General features: G+C 65.6%; 13 protein-coding genes. 4 read left to right on the top strand and 9 right to left on the bottom strand.

What is annotated here, in order from left to right; all coding sequences use genetic code 11:
* Positions 1–181 precede the first annotated feature (181 nt).
* The 3 genes from WDO72_07955 (at position 182) to WDO72_07945 (ending at position 5,189) form a co-directional block, all read left to right on the top strand.
* Positions 182–4,378, top strand: a complete 4,197-nt coding sequence (locus tag WDO72_07955; protein ID MEJ0085599.1) for an outer membrane beta-barrel protein — start codon at positions 182–184, stop codon at positions 4,376–4,378.
* 77 nt (positions 4,379–4,455) lie between these two features.
* Positions 4,456–4,680: a hypothetical protein gene (locus tag WDO72_07950; GenBank protein MEJ0085598.1), complete on the top strand. Its 225-nt coding sequence runs from the start codon at positions 4,456–4,458 to the stop codon at positions 4,678–4,680.
* An 80-nt stretch (positions 4,681–4,760) separates the two neighbouring features.
* Complete coding sequence (locus WDO72_07945) at positions 4,761–5,189, top strand: hypothetical protein (protein MEJ0085597.1); 429 nt, start codon at positions 4,761–4,763, stop codon at positions 5,187–5,189.
* Between the two features lie 16 nt (positions 5,190–5,205).
* On the opposite strand, the gene WDO72_07940 is transcribed toward WDO72_07945, so the two are convergent.
* The 6 genes from WDO72_07940 to WDO72_07915 all read right to left on the bottom strand — a co-directional run bounded on the left by WDO72_07940 (position 5,206) and on the right by WDO72_07915 (position 10,916).
* Positions 5,206–6,084: an NAD(P)-dependent oxidoreductase gene (locus WDO72_07940; GenBank protein ID MEJ0085596.1), complete on the bottom strand. Its 879-nt coding sequence runs from the start codon at positions 6,082–6,084 to the stop codon at positions 5,206–5,208.
* Positions 6,084–7,142, bottom strand: coding sequence for a hypothetical protein (locus WDO72_07935; GenBank protein ID MEJ0085595.1), 1,059 nt, complete (start codon positions 7,140–7,142; stop codon positions 6,084–6,086). Before WDO72_07935 ends, WDO72_07940 begins: the two co-directional genes overlap by 1 nt.
* Positions 7,143–7,214: 72 nt before the next feature.
* A complete protein-coding gene (gene kduD, locus WDO72_07930) occupies positions 7,215–7,964 on the bottom strand; it encodes a 2-dehydro-3-deoxy-D-gluconate 5-dehydrogenase KduD (protein ID MEJ0085594.1) in 750 nt (249 codons plus the stop codon).
* 4 nt (positions 7,965–7,968) lie between these two features.
* The gene (gene kduI, locus WDO72_07925) at positions 7,969–8,805 is read right to left on the bottom strand and encodes a 5-dehydro-4-deoxy-D-glucuronate isomerase (protein MEJ0085593.1); all 837 of its coding nucleotides are present in this window, start codon (positions 8,803–8,805) and stop codon (positions 7,969–7,971) included.
* A gap of 149 nt (positions 8,806–8,954) precedes the next feature.
* Entirely contained in the window at positions 8,955–10,073 is a 1,119-nt protein-coding gene (locus tag WDO72_07920; protein MEJ0085592.1) for a LacI family DNA-binding transcriptional regulator, read from the bottom strand.
* Between the two features lie 54 nt (positions 10,074–10,127).
* Positions 10,128–10,916, bottom strand: a complete 789-nt coding sequence (locus tag WDO72_07915; GenBank protein MEJ0085591.1) for a 2-keto-4-pentenoate hydratase — start codon at positions 10,914–10,916, stop codon at positions 10,128–10,130.
* 128 nt (positions 10,917–11,044) lie between these two features.
* Here WDO72_07915 and WDO72_07910 point away from each other — a divergent pair, with 128 nt between their 5' ends.
* On the top strand, positions 11,045–12,319 hold the full coding sequence (locus WDO72_07910) for a pectate lyase (protein ID MEJ0085590.1): 1,275 nt from the start codon (positions 11,045–11,047) through the stop codon (positions 12,317–12,319).
* Positions 12,320–12,383: 64 nt separating this feature from the next.
* Here WDO72_07910 and WDO72_07905 read toward each other — a convergent pair whose 3' ends face one another.
* The 3 genes from WDO72_07905 to WDO72_07895 form a co-directional block, all read right to left on the bottom strand.
* Positions 12,384–13,985: a carboxylesterase/lipase family protein gene (locus WDO72_07905; protein MEJ0085589.1), complete on the bottom strand. Its 1,602-nt coding sequence runs from the start codon at positions 13,983–13,985 to the stop codon at positions 12,384–12,386.
* Positions 13,972–14,943, bottom strand: a complete 972-nt coding sequence (locus tag WDO72_07900) for an alpha/beta hydrolase (protein ID MEJ0085588.1) — start codon at positions 14,941–14,943, stop codon at positions 13,972–13,974. Before WDO72_07900 ends, WDO72_07905 begins: the two co-directional genes overlap by 14 nt.
* Positions 14,944–15,026: 83 nt before the next feature.
* Positions 15,027–17,855: a TonB-dependent receptor gene (locus tag WDO72_07895; GenBank protein ID MEJ0085587.1), complete on the bottom strand. Its 2,829-nt coding sequence runs from the start codon at positions 17,853–17,855 to the stop codon at positions 15,027–15,029.
* Positions 17,856–18,058 lie beyond the last annotated feature (203 nt).

The following is an 18,058-nucleotide window of genomic DNA, read 5'->3' as shown; positions in this document are numbered from 1 at the left end:
CTGCGAAAACACCTTAAGTGAAATCGGGTCATTTGCACCCCGTTATGAGACATCCATTCCCTTAAAACGCTAATGCCGGCCCTCAAAACGCCGATGGCAGTACTCAAGAGGTCATTTCCGCAATCTGTTGCGGGCCTCGTGACGGAAAAACGTCTGGGTACGGTCGGAAGGAGTTTTGAGAATGCGTCAGTTCAAGCGCGGATGGCTCGGCTCTCTGGTGTTCGCTGGTTGCGCGGCGGCATTCGCGCCCGTGGCTTTCGCCCAGGCGACCTACTACACGAACTCGGACAACGAGAACAACTCACACACCCACGTCGCGGACAACGACATGGACGTGTCGCTCGGCAATACCAACGGCGTCCACCCGATCGAATTCAACGTCGATGTCACGCAGGTGCCGCTGAACTCCGGCGTCATCACCTTGCGGGCGCTCGACGTCGACGAAGAGCAGGGCGAAGTCGACGACGTCTACTTCAACGGTCATTACCTCGGCCGGCTGACCGGCGCGGACAACGTCTGGAGCGTCACCTCGTTCAACATCAATCCCGCCTGGTTCGTGCAGGGCCGGAACCTGGTGCAGGTCAACGTGGATACCGGCGGCGACTCCACCCAGTGGGTCACCACGATCGACTGGGCGCAGATTCTCGTCGACGGCGGCGGTGCGGCCGATGGCGACACGCGCAGCGTGCGGATCACCGGCACGTCGGTGAATGCCGGCGCGGTAACGATCAGTACGTCGACCACGGTTCATCCAACTACCGGCGGCACCTACCGCCTGCAGATCAGCCTCATCGATCCGAACGGCAACGCGGTCACGGTCTCGACCAGCGATTTCGCGGCCGCCGCGGGAGTCGACACGGTACGCAACGTGAGCCCGGTATATCCGCTGGCGAGTGTCTCCGGCACGTACACGGTGCAGGCGCAATTGTTCTGGCTCGATCCGAACCACGGCAATTTTCCCTTGCAGCAGGACATCGCCTTCGCGCAGTTCACGCATACGACGGGCGTGGGCGCGAACGGCTTCAACAACGACAGTGACGGCGACGGCCTGCTCGACAGCCAGGAAGCCACCCTCACCACCAACCCCAACAATGCGGATTCCGACGGCGACGGGGTCGATGACGGGGCGGAGGTCGGCCCGAATCCGGCCGCGCCGCTCGATACCGATGGCGACGGCCTCATCAATGCGATCGAATCTTCGATCACCGATACCGACGGCGACGGCGTTTCGAACCAGCTCGACTCGGCTAACAACAATTCCTGCGTTCCGGCCGCGAACAGCGCCCCGTGCCTCCTGCTCGACACGGACGGCGACGGCCTGACCAACGGCCAGGAAGACGCACTCGGCACGAATCGCAACAACGCGGACACCGATGGCGACGGCGCCAACGATGGCGCGGAAGTCGGCGGCAATGTCAACGCGCCGCTGGACACGGATGGCGACGGCATTCCGAACGTGCTCGAATCGTCGGTCGCGGACAGCGATGGCGACGGCGTCGTCAACCAGAACGACGCGGCCAACAACAATCCCTGCGTGCCGAACGTCAGCAGCGCCCCATGCCTGGGGCTCGACAATGACGGCGACGGCCTGACCAACGGCCAGGAAGACACGCTCGGCACGAATCGCGACAACGCCGACACCGATGGCGACGGCGCCAACGACCACGCCGAAGTCGGCGGCAACGTGAGCACCCCGGCCGATACCGATGGCGACGGCCTCATCAACGCGCGCGAATCGTCGCTGACGGATTCGGATGGTGACGGCGTGCCGAACCAGCTCGACCCGTCTAACAACGATCCGTGTAATCCGAACGGCAACAGCGCGGCCTGCCTCGCCGCCGACAGCGATGGCGACGGCCTCACCAACAGCCAGGAAGACGCGCTCGGCACCAGCCGCGGCAATGCAGACACCGACGGCGACGGCGTCAACGACGGTGCGGAAGCGGGCGGCAATCCGGCCAATCCGATCGACACCGATGGCGACGGCGTTCCGAACGTGCTCGAGTCATCTATTGCCGATGCGGATGGCGACGGCGTTCCGAACCAGACCGATTCGGCCAATAACAATCCCTGCGTGCCGAATCCGGCCAGCGCGGCCTGCCTCGCGGCGGACGATGACGGCGATGGCCTGAGCAACGGCGACGAAGACACAAACGGCACCGACCGCAACAATCCCGACACCGACGGTGACGGCATCAACGACGGCGCGGAAGTCGGCAACCCGGCGGATCCCACGGACACCGACGGCGACGGTATTCCCGACGTTCTCGAAGCGGGCGACAGCGACGGCGACGGCATCGAAAATGCCGCCGACGCCGACAGCGACAATGACGGCATCCCGGATGCCGCCGAAGTGGGTGCCGATCCGCTGCATCCGTTCGACACGGATGGCGATGGTACGCCTGACTACCTGGATCGCGACAGCGACGGTGATGGCATGCCCGATGCGCTCGAGAAGGGCAACGATGCATCGCAGCCGGTCGACAGCGATGGCGACGGCACGCCTGACTACCTCGATCTCGACAGCGACAACGACACGTTGCCCGATGCGCGCGAGAACAACGCCAGCGGCATCGACACCGACGGCGATGGCATCGACGATGCATTCGACGTGGACGAAGTGGGTGGCGGCGACATCGACGGCGATGGCGTGGCGGACGCTGCGATGCCGCGCGACACGGACGGCGATGGCCTGGCCGATTTCCGGGACGCTGATTCCGACAACGACGGCATTCTCGATTCGTTCGAGGGCACGCCGACGCTGCTGACCGACACCGATGACGACGGCATCCCCGACCTGCGCGACCTCGACTCCGACGACGACGGCCTGGCCGACGTGGTCGAAGCCGGCCTGATCGACGCCGACGGCGATTCCATGATGGACGCCGGCCAGACGCGCACCGGGAACCCGCGTGACACGGACAGCGACGGCACGCCGGACTTCCGCGATCTCGACTCCAACAACGATGGCGTGCACGACATCGTGACCGCGGGACGCACTTCGTCCGATGCCAACAACGACGGGCGCGTCGACGCCGGTGCGGACAGCGACGAAGACGGCATCCGCGACCGCGTGGATGCGGCGCCGCTGGTGTTCGGCAGCTTCGCCGATCGCGATGGCGATGGCGTATCCGATGCCCTGGATCTCGACATCGACAACGACGGCATTCCGAATGCGCTCGACGGCGCGGACGACACGGATGGCGATGGCTTGCCGAACCTGGCGGACCTGGACAGCGACGGTGACGGCGTCGCCGATATCGTCGAAGCGGGTGGCGTCGATTCCAATGGCGATGGCGAAGTGGACAATTTCGTGGACGTCAACCACAACGGCCTGTCGGATCAGTTCGAGCCGGGCCTCGGCGGCCATGCGCTGCCGCTCCCGGACAGCGACGACGATGGCGTCGACAATCATCGCGATCTCGACAGCGACGGCGACGGGATCAGCGACGTGCTCGAGAGCGGCGGCGTCGATGCGAACGGTGACGGACGCCAGGACGGCGCCGACGACGATCGCGACGGCATCTCGGAAGTGGTCGTCGGGACGGCGCCCGGCGGGCACACGCTGCCGCGCGCCGATACCGATGGTGACGGCATCCCGGATGCGCTCGATCTGGACAGCGACAACGATGGCATCTCCGACGCCCGCGAAGGCCGCTTCGATTCCGATCACGACGGCATTCCCGATTCACTCGACCAGCCCGGGCATCTCGAAACCGCGGTGCGCGGCGCCGGTGCGATCGATCCGCTGACGGTGGCGGGGTTGTCAGGCGCGCTCGCGCTGCTACTGCTGCGCCGCTTCCGGCCGGCGCGCAGCTTCGCGCCGGCGCTGGCTGCGGCGCTGGTGCTCGCACATCCCGGCGCCGCCAGCGCCGCCGAGCCGACTACCGAGGGTTGGTACGCAGGCCTCGACGCCGGCCTCTCGCGCCTCGAGCCACGCAACCGCGACGGTGGTTTCAAGGTCGATGACGACCAGAGTACCGGGTTCCGTGTCAGCGCCGGTTATGCCTGGTCGGCGCACTGGAGCGCCGAAGCGTTTTATGCCGACGGCGGCAAGGCCGGCATTTCATCCGACAACCCGGGCGTCGGCCACCTGGGCGACATCGAATACAAGATGCTCGGCGTGGGTGTCGAATGGCTGCCGCTCGCGGCGGGCCGCGAGGCGAAGTTCTTCCCGCTGCTGAAGCTCGGCGCGGTGCAGATCGACAACAGCAGCAGTTCGCCGGCGATCGCCTACGAGAAACTCAACGACGTCGGCGTATACATCGGCGGTGGCGGCGGCGTACGCGTCGGCCGAAGCTGGCTCGCGCAGGCGGAGGTCGTCAGTTACGACAAGGACGAGCTGTTCTTCACGATCGGCATCCGCAAACACTGGTAGCGGCAGGACTCGGCGGAGACCGGCCTTCACGCGCTCGCCTTCGTAGCTAACTACTATAATTCCGAATACCGCGCCCGATGCCCGGCAAGTCGTACGGCCTGCATGAGGCAAGCGCGTTACCCGGCGATGACGCTTCCATCACGCTCGACACGGAATTCCGGGCGCGTATCGGCACTGCGGATGTCGCCGAACGGGAACATCGTGTGAGTTTGTGTCACGAACGGTCTTTTTTTGTGCGCGGAATCGCGCCGCGCACCCGGCCGGACGCAAATATGCGCAAGAAACTGCAAGCGGGGGACTGACTACTGCGTCGGCAACCTCCGACAAGTGGTAAGGTTTTCCGCTGAGGGAACTTCCCGGAAAAAGTGTGCTCCGATACGACATGCGCAAAATAACTTTCTCTGTGGCGTCGTGCGCCGCGGTAGTGGGAGTTGCGCTCGCCCAGGTCGAGGCGAGCAGCAGCACGTATTTCCTCGACGTCGATCCTGCCCGGTACGCAGGTCCCGCCGGACAGCGGCTGGTGATGCAGGTCGGCGATCAACCGCGGCAACTGGCCTTCACCGCACAGGATGAAATCTGCGTGCAGTTGCGGCGCGCCGCCGATAGCGGGGTCATCCTCGCCCACGTGCGCGTCCTCAAGCCCCAGCCGCACGATGCCGCCGTCGTCAAGGTTGCCGGTCCCGGCATCTCGCCCGGCACGTATCGCAGCACGCCGTGGGGAATGTTGTTGCGCGTGGTCGCCGACAAGGATGCCGGCAACGATCAGGTCAAGCCGCTCGGCCTCGCCAACGCGCCGGTCTGCTCGCTCTAACTACTGTCCGGATTGCTCAGGAATTGTTCGGCCGCACCGCATCGATGATGCGGCTCTCGTTGTCGCGGTCGAAACCGAGCTCGAGCGCGCGGCGATAGAGCCGTTCGGCGGCCAGGCCGAATTCGTGGCTCGCGCCCAGCTGGCGCGCCAGGCGCAGCGCGTATTCGATGTCCTTGAGGCGCAGCGCCGGCGTGAAGTTGACGTTGGTGGCATGGTCGCCCGCGACAAAGCGGCGCACGTTGCGTACCACCTGCGGGCTCGCCGCCTGGCCGCTGCCGATCGCATCCGCCACTAGCTTCAGATCGAGACCCGCGCCTTGCGCGAGCGCCAGTCCTTCCGCGGCCGCGCCGATCTGCACGGCACCCATGAGGTTGATCATGAGTTTGTACACGGTGCCCTGACCGACGGGTCCGAAGTGCAGCACGCGCGTGGCGAGCGAGGTGAGGATGGGCCGTGCGGCGTCGAGATTCGCCGGCTCCGCTCCGACCAGCAACGTCAGCGTGCCGGATGCGGCGGCGTCCGGGAGCCCGGTCACGGGCGCATCCACGTACCTGAAGCCCCGCAGACGAACCTGCGCCGAAAGTTCCAGCACCCAGTCGTGCGACAGCGTCGAACATTCCACGCACAGCGCGTCGGGCGCGTTCTTCGCGGCCAGCGCGCCCTCGGTCCCCAGCCAGGTGGCACGAGACGATTCATCGCTCGCCGTCATGCCGATGATGACGTCGGCGCCCTGGGCAGCCTCGCGTGGCGAGTCCGCGACGCGCGCGCCGAGAGCCTGCAAGGACGCGGTGCGCGCGGTGGTGCGGTTGTACACCGTGAGTGTGTGTCCGGCCGTCAGCAGGCGCGCGGCCATGCCTTGCCCCATGTTGCCGAGCCCGAGGAATGCGACGCGCATCAATGGAACCCCAGGGCGCGTTTGACGGCGGCATTGTCGAGCGCGTGGATTCCCGCGCGGTCGAGCCGCCACTTGTCCATGTACTGCACGGGTCTGATCAGCTCGACACCCGCTGCCGCGAGCAGCGTCTCGAGCGGTTCGTCGGAGTACGGCGCTGGCGGTCCAGCCTTGAAGGCGCCGAACAATCCGTCCCAATGCACGGGTAGATAGGCAGCGGGCCGCAGCACCGGCAACACGAGGTTCGCCACGTCGACGCCTCCGGTCGCTATCCACAGGTCGACCGACTCGACGCCCGCCGCGCGCATGGCCGCGGCGAGGTTGTCGAGCGGCGCGCCGTAGTTCCTGCCGTCGAGCACGATCGGATCGCGCAGATCGACCGGGCTGGCCGAATCCTGGAAGAACCAGCTCAAACGTCTCGCGGGTCCGTCGACCGTGAACAGATAGGCACGATTGCCGCCGCCGTTCGGGAAATCTTCGGCGACTCCCGCGCGCAGGCCGCCGGCACTCGGCACGGGCACGCGGCTGAGCTCCCGTGGGTTGTGCTGTGCCGGATTCCTGGCCGGATCGCCGCTGTGATTCCAGCGCACGACATACATGTGCACACCCGCAGCGAGCTCGAAGTGTTCGCCCCCCAGCACGGGAGTGCAGCGTCGCGCCGCCACTTTTTCAGCGCGCACCTGGAAGCAGGTCGTGGGCGAGCCGATGACCCTGGCGCCGGAGAGTTTCGCCCAGGTTGCAGTGTCGAACGAATGGTCGAAATGGCTGTGGCCGGTGAGCAGCAGGTTGACCGCGGCTTTGCCGCCAATGGCCTCGAATACCTCGCGCACCGCGGCTTCATCCGCACGCATCGCGCGACTCGTTGCGTCGACCCCGCCGCCGCCGTGGAACAGGTCCTGCGGCAGCCGCGTGATGTAGCCGTCGGCGAGAATCTGCTGGTCGCCCACCGCGAAGTGCATGTTTGCGATCGACATCCAGGTGATGTCGACATGGTCGGGCGCGGCACGCGCGCCGGGGCACGCCGCCAGCAGGACCAGCAGGCAGAACGCAATGCGATTCACTCGGCGAACCTCGGCTCACGGTGTGAGCCGGCATCATAACGGGGTCGCGCGGCGAATGACCCGGCTACTGACCTATCGGGCGAGCCATCCGCCGTCGACCGGCAGGACGATGCCCTGCACATAGTTCGAGGCGTCCGAAGCCAGGAACACCGCGGCGCCACCCAGATCTTTCGGGTCGCCCCAGCGCCCCGACGGAATCCGCCCGAGAATTTCGGCATTCCGCTTCACGTCCGCCTGCAGCGCGGCCGTGTTGTTGGTGGCGAAATAGCCGGGCGCGATCGCGTTCACGTTGATTCTCGACACCGCCCACTCGTTGGCCAGCAGCCGCGTGAGGCCGGCGATACCGCTCTTGCTGGCGGTGTAGGACGGCACACGGATGCCGCCCTGGAACGAAAGCATGGAGGCGATGTTGATGATCTTGCCACCGCCGCCGGGAATCATGTGCCGCGCCGCTGCCTGCGACAGGAAAAACACCGCCTTCAGGTTCACGTCGAGCACCGCATCCCAGTCGGCCTCGGTGAAATCGATGGCGTTGTTGCGGCGGATGATGCCGGCGTTGTTCACCAGGATGTGCAGGCCGCCAAGCTGCTGCACGATGTCGGCGACGATGGCGGAGTAGTCGGGCTTCGCGCCCAGGTCGGCACTGACCCAGTGGCCGCGGCGGCCGAGGGCCTTCACTGCTGCCAGCGTTTCGGCCGGATCGCTGCGGCCGATGCAGGCGATATCCGCGCCCGCGGCGGCCAGCGCTTCGGCGATCGCACGCCCGAGGCCGGTGTTCGCGCCTGTGACCGCGGCGACGCGGCCTGTCAAAGCGAAGCTCATGTGCTCAACGCAACACGTTCATCGGCACCCAGGCGACGTCCTTGTATTCCTGGTTCTCGCCGCCCATCGCCCAGATGAAGCTGTAGTTGGACGTGCCGCAGCCCGTGTGGATGGACCAGGGCGGCGCGATGACGGCCTCCTCGTTGGCGACGAAGATGTGCCGTGTTTCGTGCGGCTCGCCCATGATGTGCACGACGCGGGCGTCGGGCTTCAGGTCGAAATAGAAATACGTCTCGGAGCGGCGCTCGTGCAGGTGGCAGGGCATGGTGTTCCACACGCTGCCTTCCTTGAGAGAAGTGAGCCCCATCAGCAACTGCGCCGACTTGCAGATGTCCGGGTTGATGTACTGGTAGATAGTCCGTTCGTTGGCGGTGGCGGGCGCGCCGACCGGCATCGGATTCGCCCTGGCGATGTCGATCTTCACCGTCTCGTAACGCGCGTGTGCGGGCGTGCTCGCGAGGTAGAACTTGGCGGGCGTCGCCGCCGAATCCGAGGCGAACGACAGACCGGTGGTCCCCATCGGGACGTACAGGCCTTCGCGCGCGGCCAGCGCAGTGGCCTTGCCGTCCACGGTGACCTTGCCCGGGCCGCCGATGTTGATGATGCCGAGCTCGCGCCGCGCCAGGAACGGGCCCTTGTTGAGTGCCGGCACTTCATTGAGGTCGACGCTCTTCGACACCGGCATCACGCCGCCGACGATCATGCGTTCGATGTGGCTGAAGGTGAGGGTGGCGTCGTCCGGCACGAACATCTCGCTGACGTGGAACAGCTCGCGCAACTTCGCGGCGTCGGCGGATTGAACGATGCTCTGATGGGCGGCGTGTCTCGTCTCGAACTTCATATTGATTGTCCCGGGGGCTGGCGCATTTCTGAAGGGGGGCGATTCTACCGCGTCTTTTCCCGGGAGGAAACCGGTGTCATATTGCGGCTTCGGGTCCGCGACGCGACCGGCGCCGCGGTCGCGCCGGTCGTGAAATCGATCAGACGTGGCTACCGCGTGGGCGGCTGGCAGGAGTCGCGGATGACCAGGTGCGGCTCGAGCGGAGTGACCACCGCATGCGAGCCGGTGGCCGTCTCTGGATGCAGGATCTTGAGCGCCGCCATCCGGCCGAGTTCGCGGATCGGCAGGCGGATCGTGGTCAACGAGGGCAACAGGCGCGACGCCAGCGGGCCGTCGTCGAAGCCGACGATCGACAGATCGCCTGGAATCGAAAGCCCGAGTCGATTCGCGACGCGATACACGCCGGCGGCCATTTCGTCGTTGCTGGCGAAAATCGCGGTCGGCCGCGGGGTCAGCGCGAGCAGCTTCTCGGCGCCCGCGACGCCGCTCTCGTAGGTATAACCACCCTCGACGATGAGTTCCGAACCCAGTTGCAGGCCGCGCGCGACCAGCGCGTCGCGAAAGCCCGCCAGGCGTTCGATGCCCGAACGGAAGCCGGCCGGGCCGGCGATGTAGCCGATGCGTTTGTGGCCGAGCGAGACGAGGTAGTTAGCGACCTCGGCCACGGCGAGACGGTCGTTCGACGTCACGATACGCGACGGATCGTCGAGCTGGGTGTAGGTGATGCGTACGTAGGAGCAATCGGCCGCGGTCAGCGCGCGCGTCAGCTCGTCGTTTTCCGAGATGGGCGGCAGCAGGATCACGCCGCGCAGTTTCTGCCGCTCGACGAAGCGGCGTACGCCGGCGATGTAATCCGGCTTCTTGCGGTCGCAGGGATGCACCACCACTTCGTATTCGGAGTTGCGCACCGCGTCGAGCGCGCCTTCCATGCAGTTCACGATGTACTGCGCATTCGGATTGTCGTAAACCAGCCCGATCAGGAACGACTTGCGGAAGGCGAGGCCGCGTGCCTGCGGATCGGGGACGTAGCCAAACTTGTCGATGACCGCCTGGATCCGCGCGCGCGTGTCTTCCTGCACCAGCGGCGACTGGTTGATCACGCGCGACACCGTCTTCTTCGACACGCTCGCGAGGCGCGCAATGTCGTTGATGGTGGCGTTGCGTCCCGGCTTGATGGCCAGCGGCTTCGAGGCACTGGCGATCCGCGCGGGGGCGGGCACCTTGGACGTAGCGCCTCTGGCGGCGGCCTTTTTCTGGGTCCGTGTCATGGTGGCAGATTGTACGTAAGGGCACGTCCCGCGGGCAGACATGTCGCCTAACAATCAGTCCGGCGCGACCGGCGCCATGGGTACCGTCCGGCAACGCAGGCTGCCGAGGCCGGAAAACGTCGCCTCGGCCGACTGTCCGGCGCGGACCGAATGGACCCCGGTCACTGCACCGGTGGAAACATATTCACCCGCGCGCAGGGCGCGGCCGCGGCGCGCATTGCAGCGCAAGGCGAAAACCAGCGAGGCCAGGGGCCCGCCGCTCACGCCGGCTGCGGTGCCCCGGCCAATCACGGCGCCGTCGATGCGCGTTTCGCAGTGCAAGGATTCGAGACTGCGGCTTTGCCAATCGGCCACCTCGACGCCGAGCAACAGCCCCGCGTTGTTGCCGAAATCGCTGGCCACCACGGCCGGACCGTAGTCATTGATGTTCGCCAGCGGACTGCTCGCGATCTCGATGCCAATGAACATCGTCTTCACGAAGCGCTGGGCTGTCTCGATTGTCCACTCCGAGACATTCGCCGGAGCATCTTTGGACAATTCAAAGACAAACTCAGCCTCGATGGCCGCGAAACCATTGGCAAACACCGGCACGTCGACGGAGTCGACTCCGTCGGAACGCAAGATGCTGCGCGTGAATATCGGCCCGACGAGCCGCTGCGCGCCAAACTTCTGACTCAGCGGTTCGGGAATCCAGCCGACTTTCCAGCCGGCCACCGTGTCGTGCCAGAGCGAGATCGCCTCGTCCTGGCATCGATAAGCGGAATCCAGATCCTGTGGCATGGGACCCGGATATTTCGAGAACGAGCCGGCCGAACGGCGTGCCTTGACGAATTCGGCAGCCATCCCTTTGGCGTCGAACGCAAGGTCGGTAACAACGGAGACCAATGTGAGCCCTTCTTAATGTCGCAACGCTGACGGGCAGTGTTATATAGGGAAACCGGTGTCATTTTCAATGTTTCGAGGGGACATGCATGTCAAATCGCTCTGTTCTGCTGACGGCTTTACTTTTTACACACCTGGCAACTGCCGCACAGCCGCGACTCGCTTTTCCGGGCGCCATGGGCGCCGCAGCGACGACACCGGGTGGGCGGGGCGGTGAAATCGTCAAGGTCACGACCCTCGCTCCGGCGGGCCCTGGTTCGTTCCTGGAGGCTGTACAAAAAGTCGGGCCACGCATCGTGGTATTCGAAGTGGGCGGTGTGATCGACCTGGCCGAAAACACCGTCCGCATCACCGCGCCCAATCTAACTATCGCCGGACAGACCGCGCCGGCGCCGGGTATCACGCTGATTCGCGGCGGCATCGACATCGCCACACACGACGTGGTGGTCCGGCACATCCGTGTAAGGCCCGGGGATGGCGGCCGCGCGCGGCTGTCCGGCAACGACTATGACGCGATCTCGACGCTCGGCGGCGCGTACGACGTGATCGTCGACCACTGCACGCTCACCTGGGCGACCGATGAAAATCTCTCGGCTTCCGGCCCGCGTTTTACCGGCGACACGCCGGCGGAATGGCGCGAGGGCACGTCGCACCGGATCACCTTCAGCAACAACATCATTGCCGAGGGGCTGGCGACGTCGGTGCACATCAAGGGCGAACATTCCAAGGGCTCGCTGATCCACGACAATGTCTCCGACATCCTGATCGTCGATAACCTGTACGCGCACGACAAGGAGCGCAGCCCGTTGTTCAAGGGCGGGGTGCGCGGCGCCATCATCAACAACCTCATCTACGATCCGGGCCAGCGCGCGATCCACTACAACCTCATCGCCGAGGAGTGGGGCGACCATCCTTACCAGACCGGCGAGATGACGGTCATCGGCAACGTGCTGCGCGGTGGCCAGTCGACGGTTGCGGGGCTGCCGCTGGTGACGGTCGGCGGATCGGGCGATCTCGCGCTGTATGAGCGCGACAATATCGCGGTGGATCTGTGGGGCTCGCCACTGCCGATGCGCGGCACGTACACCACGGCGCCGATCAAGATCCTCAAGCTGCCGGTTCCGATGCTGCTCGGCGTTACCCCGATGCCGGCGCGGGCGGTGCAGGATTACGTGGTCAAGAACGCCGGCGCGCGCAACTGGGATCGGGACCATGAAGATGCCCGCGTGGTCGCCGACACCATCGAAGGCCGCGGCTTCATCATCGACAGCCAGTCCGCATGGGGCGGCTATCCCAAGCAGGAGCTGACAGTGCAGCCCTTCGATCCCGCCAAGTGGAACCTCGAAGACATGACGCCGAGATAAGAAGATGGTGCCGGGTGGGGAAAGTGGGGAAAGCCGCTTTCCCCACTTTCCCCACCCGGCACCGTCAGGTTCCCTGCTGGATGAACGGCACTTTCTCGAAGAGGCGGCGCTCGGCGCCGCGCGGATCGTCCACCAGCCGCGACTCGACGTTGAACACCATGGTCTGGCGCCGCGGCAGCGTATACGGCTCCCATCGCGCCAGGCCCGGGTAGTTGGGATCTCCGCCGCGCGCGAACGCCAGCAACGCCTGCTGCATGGTCGCCGACACGCGGCGCGCCGCGTCGCCGTCGCCCGTCAGCGATTCCGGCGCGGTCAACGTGCCGAACATCAGCGGAATATCGAGCGTGTGGAACGCGCCCCATTTGCCGCCGTCCTGCGGCGAGCCCCAGTCGAGTTGATAGGCGAATGCCGGTGAGCCCTGCGCCGCGCGCAATTCCGCCTCGACTATGGCCGCGCGCCACGAACGGCCCGCCGTGGTCGCCGAGAAGAACACGTCGGTCGGGGAATACTGCGGATACAGCGCGCGATAAGTTTCCACGACCAGCGCACCCGAGATATCGACGCGCAACTCGGCTTCCAGCCGCTGCGGTAGTGTTTCCCAGCTCAGCGTCCATGACGCCGGATCGCCGCGGCCGATGAGTGAGCGGGTCTCGTCGTGTGTATTGCCGATCATCATCGGCACGCGGGCCGATTGGGCCGGCGCGTCTGGATAGAAAGGGTGGCGCGTGAGCGAACGTTCGTCGAGCACCGGCCCCATGTACACGCTGCCGCGACCGATGTACGGATCCACGCTGGCCGCGTGAGCGCGCTGCAAGTCCGCGACCGGCAGCGCGGCAAGGTCGCCGGCGCGTTCGACCGAAACGCCCAGTTTGTCCAGCAGCACTCGCGCGCGGCCGGCCGCATGTAACGGACCCGACGCGGTCAATTGCTGCCCGCTCATCGTGGCCGCGCGGTGAAACAGCCCCGCGGCGGCCGGCATGGCCATGAGAGTCGCGATCTTGGCACCGCCGCCGGACTGGCCTAACAACGTGACGCACTCCGGATCGCCGCCGAACACGCCGATGTTGTTGCGCACCCATTGCAGCGCCAGCACCAGGTCGAGCATTCCGGCGTTTCCTGAATCGGGAAAACCGGGCAGGTACAGATAGCCGAACAGGTTCAACCGGTGATTGAGCGTGACCACGACCACGTCGCCACGCCGGCACAACGTGGAGCCGTCGTACAGCGGGCTCGACCCCGAGCCGCCCGAATACCCGCCGCCGTGGATGTACACGATGACCGGCCGCGGCTTCGCGCTCCGCGCGAGCGGCGCGAACACGTTGAGGAACAGGCAATCCTCGGATTGATTCGGCTCCGGACCGCTTTGCGGGCTCGCCGGCCCGTATCCCACCGCATCCAGCACGCCGCGCCACGGCGCCGGTGGCAGAGGCGGCTGGAATCGGCGCGCGGCGGTATCGGCGCCGTAGCGAATGCCGCGGAACACCTGCAAGTCCGCGTCGACGAGACCGCGCACCCGTCCGGCGGCGGTGCGCACCACGACCGATTTCCCCGCGGCGCGCGCCAACGGCGCGAGCGTCAGTGCGCCGGCCGCCGCGGCGCCAGCACCTAACAAGCGGCGACGTTGCAGATCCACGCCCGCGCCGGCCGTAAGTTTACTGCGCGACATGGCGTGCCCAGTTCTCGACCAAGGTCGGCCAGGCCGCGACGTCCTTGCCCGCGACGGCGCGTAATCCAAAACCGTGCCCGCCCTCATCGAAGACGTGCAGCTCGCTGCGCACGCCAGCCTTTTTCAATGCCGCGTACATGAGCAGCGAATTCTCGACCGGCACGCTGGTGTCGTCGCCCGCGTGCACCAGCAGCGTGGGCGGCGTGTCGGCCGTGACGTTGCGGTCCGGCGAGTAGCGCGCCAGCTCGGATTCCCGCACGCCGCCTGCGAGCAGCTGCGCGACCGAGCCGGCGTGCGCAGCTGCACCAGCGGTCGCGATGACCGGATACATCAATACCGCGAAGTCCGGCCGTGCGGACAGATCGTCCGCGGCGTCGCGGCGCTGGTAGGAAAGTTTCGGTTCGGTGATGAGCCTCGCCACCAGGTGGCCGCCGGCCGAGAAACCCATGACGCCGATGCGCGGCCGCGATTGCCCGGCCTGCAACGGCTGGCCACGCAGCACGCGGATCGCGCGCAGCGCGTCGTGCACGGGCGCATCGGGTCCCGATGCCCAGCCATCGCCCGGCATTCGATAACGCAACACCGCGCAAGAAAAGCCGCGCGCACTGAACCACTCCGCGGCTTCGAATCCCTCCTTGTCGATCACCACGCGCACGTAGCCTCCGCCGGGCACGATCAGCAGCGTGATGCCGTTGGGCGTGCCCTTGGCGGGAAACAACGTGAGCATCGGAGTCGTGACGTGTTCCGCGAATCGATCGCGCAGCGGTCCTTCCGGTGAACGGTCGATGAGCGCCTCTTTCGCGGTGACATTGCCGGCGCCCGGCGTGCCGCCCGGCCACAACGCGATGGTGGCGCCGCCGGGTTCGGCGGTGGGTACGGGTGCGGCCATTGCGGCGATGGGAGCCATGATCATGATGACCGCGAGCATGATCCGTCGGCGTTGCGGAGGCAATTTCATGGCGCCGATTATGGCCGCCCATGAAAAAAGGGGACAGATCTTTCGATCTGTCCCCTCCAGTTTCGAGGTCTAACTAGTAAGCGTCAGAACTTGAAGCGCGCACCCAGGAAGTAGATGCGGCCCTGATGGTGGTAGTACGACGGCCGGTCGGCGGACGAATCCACCCACTGGTCCTGCACTTCGTCGGTGAGGTTCAGTCCCTCGAGCGAAACCGTGAAGTGGTCGTTGATCACGTACGAGGACGAGAAGTCGATGTTCAGCGTTTCGGCCGTACCTTCCACGTCGTTGTTGTCGCGACCGGGCACCGTCGTCAGGTAATCCGAACGATAGGCCGCCGAGACGCGCGCGCTGAACTTCTTGTTGTCGAAGTACAGGGTGGCGTTGTAGGCCTTCTTCGAAAGACCGGTGAGGTCCGTCGAGACCAGCACCGCGCCGGCCGAGTTCAGGTAGTCGACTTCGGATTCCACACCCGTGTAGTTGAAGATCGCGCCGAAGTTGCTCCAGACACCGGGCAGGAAGGTGAACGGCTGCTGGTAGCTGATTTCGAAGCCCTTCAGGTCGCCGCCGGGCGTGTTCGCCGGCAGGTTGAAGTCCCAGTTCACGCTCGGGTCGCAACCGATGGTCGCACCGCAAGCCGCGATCGCCACGCTGTCCGGCAGACCGAGCGGGTTGTCCGTGAACGGACGGCTTTCCCGGATCGTCTGCACGAAGGTGTCGATGTCCTTGTAGAAGATCGCCGCGGACAACAGAGCTTCCGGAGCGAAGTACCACTCGAGGCCGAGATCATAGGCCTTGGCGCGGAACGGCTTGAGGTCGGGGTTACCGGCGGTGACGCCGCGCGAGTTGCCGGACACGCTCACCGAGGCGCCAGGATTCAGCTGGCCGAGGTTCGCGCGTGTCATGACCTTCGACGCGCCGAATCGCAGCAGCAGCGAATCGGTGAAGTCGAACACCAGGTTCATCGAGGGCAGCACGTCCGAGTAGTCGCGGTCGACGCTGATCAACAGCGGCACCCCGCTCGAGAACGTATAGCCGCTCGAGGTCTGGTCGGTCTGCACGTAGCGGACGCCGACGTTGCCGCGCAGCGTGTGCGAGCCGAGCTCGTACTTGAAGTCGCCCTGCACGAAGGCACCCGTGTCGGTTTCCTCGACTTCGTTGTTGTTGCCGAGGGCCGGCTGGATACCCATCGTGTACACCGACTGGTTGTACAGATCGAGGGCGCTCGCGGCGGCGATCAGGTCCGGGGTGAGCCAGCTCGTGACGCTGCCGGCGGGCAGATCGAGTCCGTTACCGAAGTGGGTGATGGTGCTGTAGTCCGAGATCGGCACGCCCATGGCCGCAACGATGTTGGTCTCGAGGTTCGCGGTGGTGCCGTTGGAGCGGCGCAGTTCGGTCGACTTGTAGACGTAGTTCTTCCACTGCGGACCGGCCTTCAACGTCCACGAATCGGACGCCGTCCATTCAACGTCGAACGACGCCGTCTGGAAGCTGTTGATCGTGCTCTGCGGGCGCAGGCGGATCTGGCTCAGCGACCACGTCGCGGGATTGTTGACGTCGGCCGTACCGTACGAGAAGTAAGGCTTGCGGCTGTCGTCACGATAGTCGTAGATGTATCCGTCGACGTTGTTCGCATCGAACAGCAGCGTGGTCTGGATCGGGTTGTCGTGGTTCGCTTCCGCGAAGCCCACGAGGCCGTTCAGTTTCAGCGTGTCGCTGAAGGCGTGTTTGCCTTCGAGGGTCACCTGCGTGAACTTCGTGGTCAGCTCGTCGTGACGCGCTTCCGAGCGGATATCGACGTCGTTGAACTCGCCGTAGACCATGGTGGACGTGCCGTTGCTGCCGTCCTGCCGGATCTCGACGTTGACCGGATTCACGTCGCCGAGGGCCGTCGCGCCCGTGGTGCTGAACACCGGGGACTCGAGGAAGATCTCGTCGCGCTTGGCATCGAACTTGGCGAACATCGCATCCAGGCTGAAAGTCGTGCTCTCGCTCGGCGCGAACTGCAGGCCGGCGGTCACGCCGAGACGCTGCTGGTCGTGCTCGTATTTGTCGTAGCGCGGAATACGCGGGCGGTAGGCGGCGTTGATCTCGGCCAGCGTCGCCGTGCCGGTGTAGGTCGGGTCGAGCGGGCCGAAGCCGGCGCCGGGCGCCCAGCGCACCGTGCTCGTGCCTTCGTCCGCGAGCTGGCGGTCGCTGTACGCGACCGAAAGCAACGCGCCGAACTTGCCGTCCGCGAACGTATTGCTGATGAGGAACGCAGCGCGCGGATCCGTCTGGCTGTTCAGGTCGTTGTAACCGGCCTGCAGGGAACCGGCGATCGTCAGACCGTCGTAGTCGAACGGGCGGCCCGTGCGCAGGTCGACCGTGGCGCCGAGCGAACCTTCTTCGGTGTCGGCCGACGCGGTCTTGCGCACCGTGATGTTGTTGAACAGCTCGGAGGCGAACGTATTGAAGTCGAAGGCGCGGGCGCGGTTCGTGCCGCCCGACGCGTCGGTGCTGCCGTTGGCGCTCATGGCTTCGATGCCGTTGATGCGCACGCGCGTGAACTGAGGACCCAGGCCGCGCACGGAGATCTGGCGGCCTTCGCCGGCGTCACGCGCGATGACCACGCCGGGTACGCGTTGCAGCGACTCGGCCAGGTTCAGATCGGGGAAATCGGCGATATCTTCGGCGACGATCATGTCGATCGAGCCGACCTGCGCCTGTTTGGCGTCGAGCGCGGCGTTCAGACTCGCGCGGAACCCCGTGACGACCACCTCTTCGACGGATTCAGTGTCTTGGGCGGCGTTGCCGGGCGTTGCATCCTGCGCGGCCGCGCCGGTGGCGAAGCTCAGCAGGGTGGTGGCAGTGATTACACTGCCGACGCGGAACAGCTCAATGGCTGCCCCGGATTTTTTTTTCGAATCGGACATCTCGGACCCCTCCAGACATGAAACCGAAATGGCTCATGCGAAACAGTTGAAATTCTGCGTCGGCCGCCGCCGCTTGGGCGCCGCCGGAGCGCTTTATCCCACAAAAATGACACCGGTAGCAACCTTGAGTGTGTGTCAATGACGAAAGGGTTGTATTTCCTCGCAAAAACAAAAAAGACATGGGACCCCTAGGAACTAAGTCA

The organism is Pseudomonadota bacterium, from assembly GCA_037200975.1.
Taxonomy (GTDB): domain Bacteria; phylum Pseudomonadota; class Gammaproteobacteria; order Steroidobacterales; family Steroidobacteraceae; genus CADEED01.
Note: the sequence above shows the minus strand (reverse complement) of the source record. Positions and strands in the feature narration are given on the sequence as shown.

Excerpts from the sequence above, each read along its gene's own strand:
- WDO72_07950 (MEJ0085598.1), top strand. The coding sequence starts at position 4,456 with ATGCCCGGCAAGTCGTACGGCCTGCATGAGGCAAGCGCGTTACCCGGC.
- WDO72_07940 (MEJ0085596.1), bottom strand. The coding sequence starts at position 6,084 with ATGCGCGTCGCATTCCTCGGGCTCGGCAACATGGGGCAAGGCATGGCC.
- WDO72_07915 (MEJ0085591.1), bottom strand. The coding sequence starts at position 10,916 with ATGGCTGCCGAATTCGTCAAGGCACGCCGTTCGGCCGGCTCGTTCTCG.
- WDO72_07945 (MEJ0085597.1), top strand. The coding sequence starts at position 4,761 with ATGCGCAAAATAACTTTCTCTGTGGCGTCGTGCGCCGCGGTAGTGGGA.
- WDO72_07955 (MEJ0085599.1), top strand. The coding sequence starts at position 182 with ATGCGTCAGTTCAAGCGCGGATGGCTCGGCTCTCTGGTGTTCGCTGGT.
- WDO72_07920 (MEJ0085592.1), bottom strand. The coding sequence starts at position 10,073 with ATGACACGGACCCAGAAAAAGGCCGCCGCCAGAGGCGCTACGTCCAAG.
- kduI (MEJ0085593.1), bottom strand. The coding sequence starts at position 8,805 with ATGAAGTTCGAGACGAGACACGCCGCCCATCAGAGCATCGTTCAATCC.
- WDO72_07910 (MEJ0085590.1), top strand. The coding sequence starts at position 11,045 with ATGTCAAATCGCTCTGTTCTGCTGACGGCTTTACTTTTTACACACCTG.
- WDO72_07905 (MEJ0085589.1), bottom strand. The coding sequence starts at position 13,985 with ATGTCGCGCAGTAAACTTACGGCCGGCGCGGGCGTGGATCTGCAACGT.
- WDO72_07900 (MEJ0085588.1), bottom strand. The coding sequence starts at position 14,943 with ATGAAATTGCCTCCGCAACGCCGACGGATCATGCTCGCGGTCATCATG.
- WDO72_07895 (MEJ0085587.1), bottom strand. The coding sequence starts at position 17,855 with ATGTCCGATTCGAAAAAAAAATCCGGGGCAGCCATTGAGCTGTTCCGC.
- kduD (MEJ0085594.1), bottom strand. The coding sequence starts at position 7,964 with ATGAGCTTCGCTTTGACAGGCCGCGTCGCCGCGGTCACAGGCGCGAAC.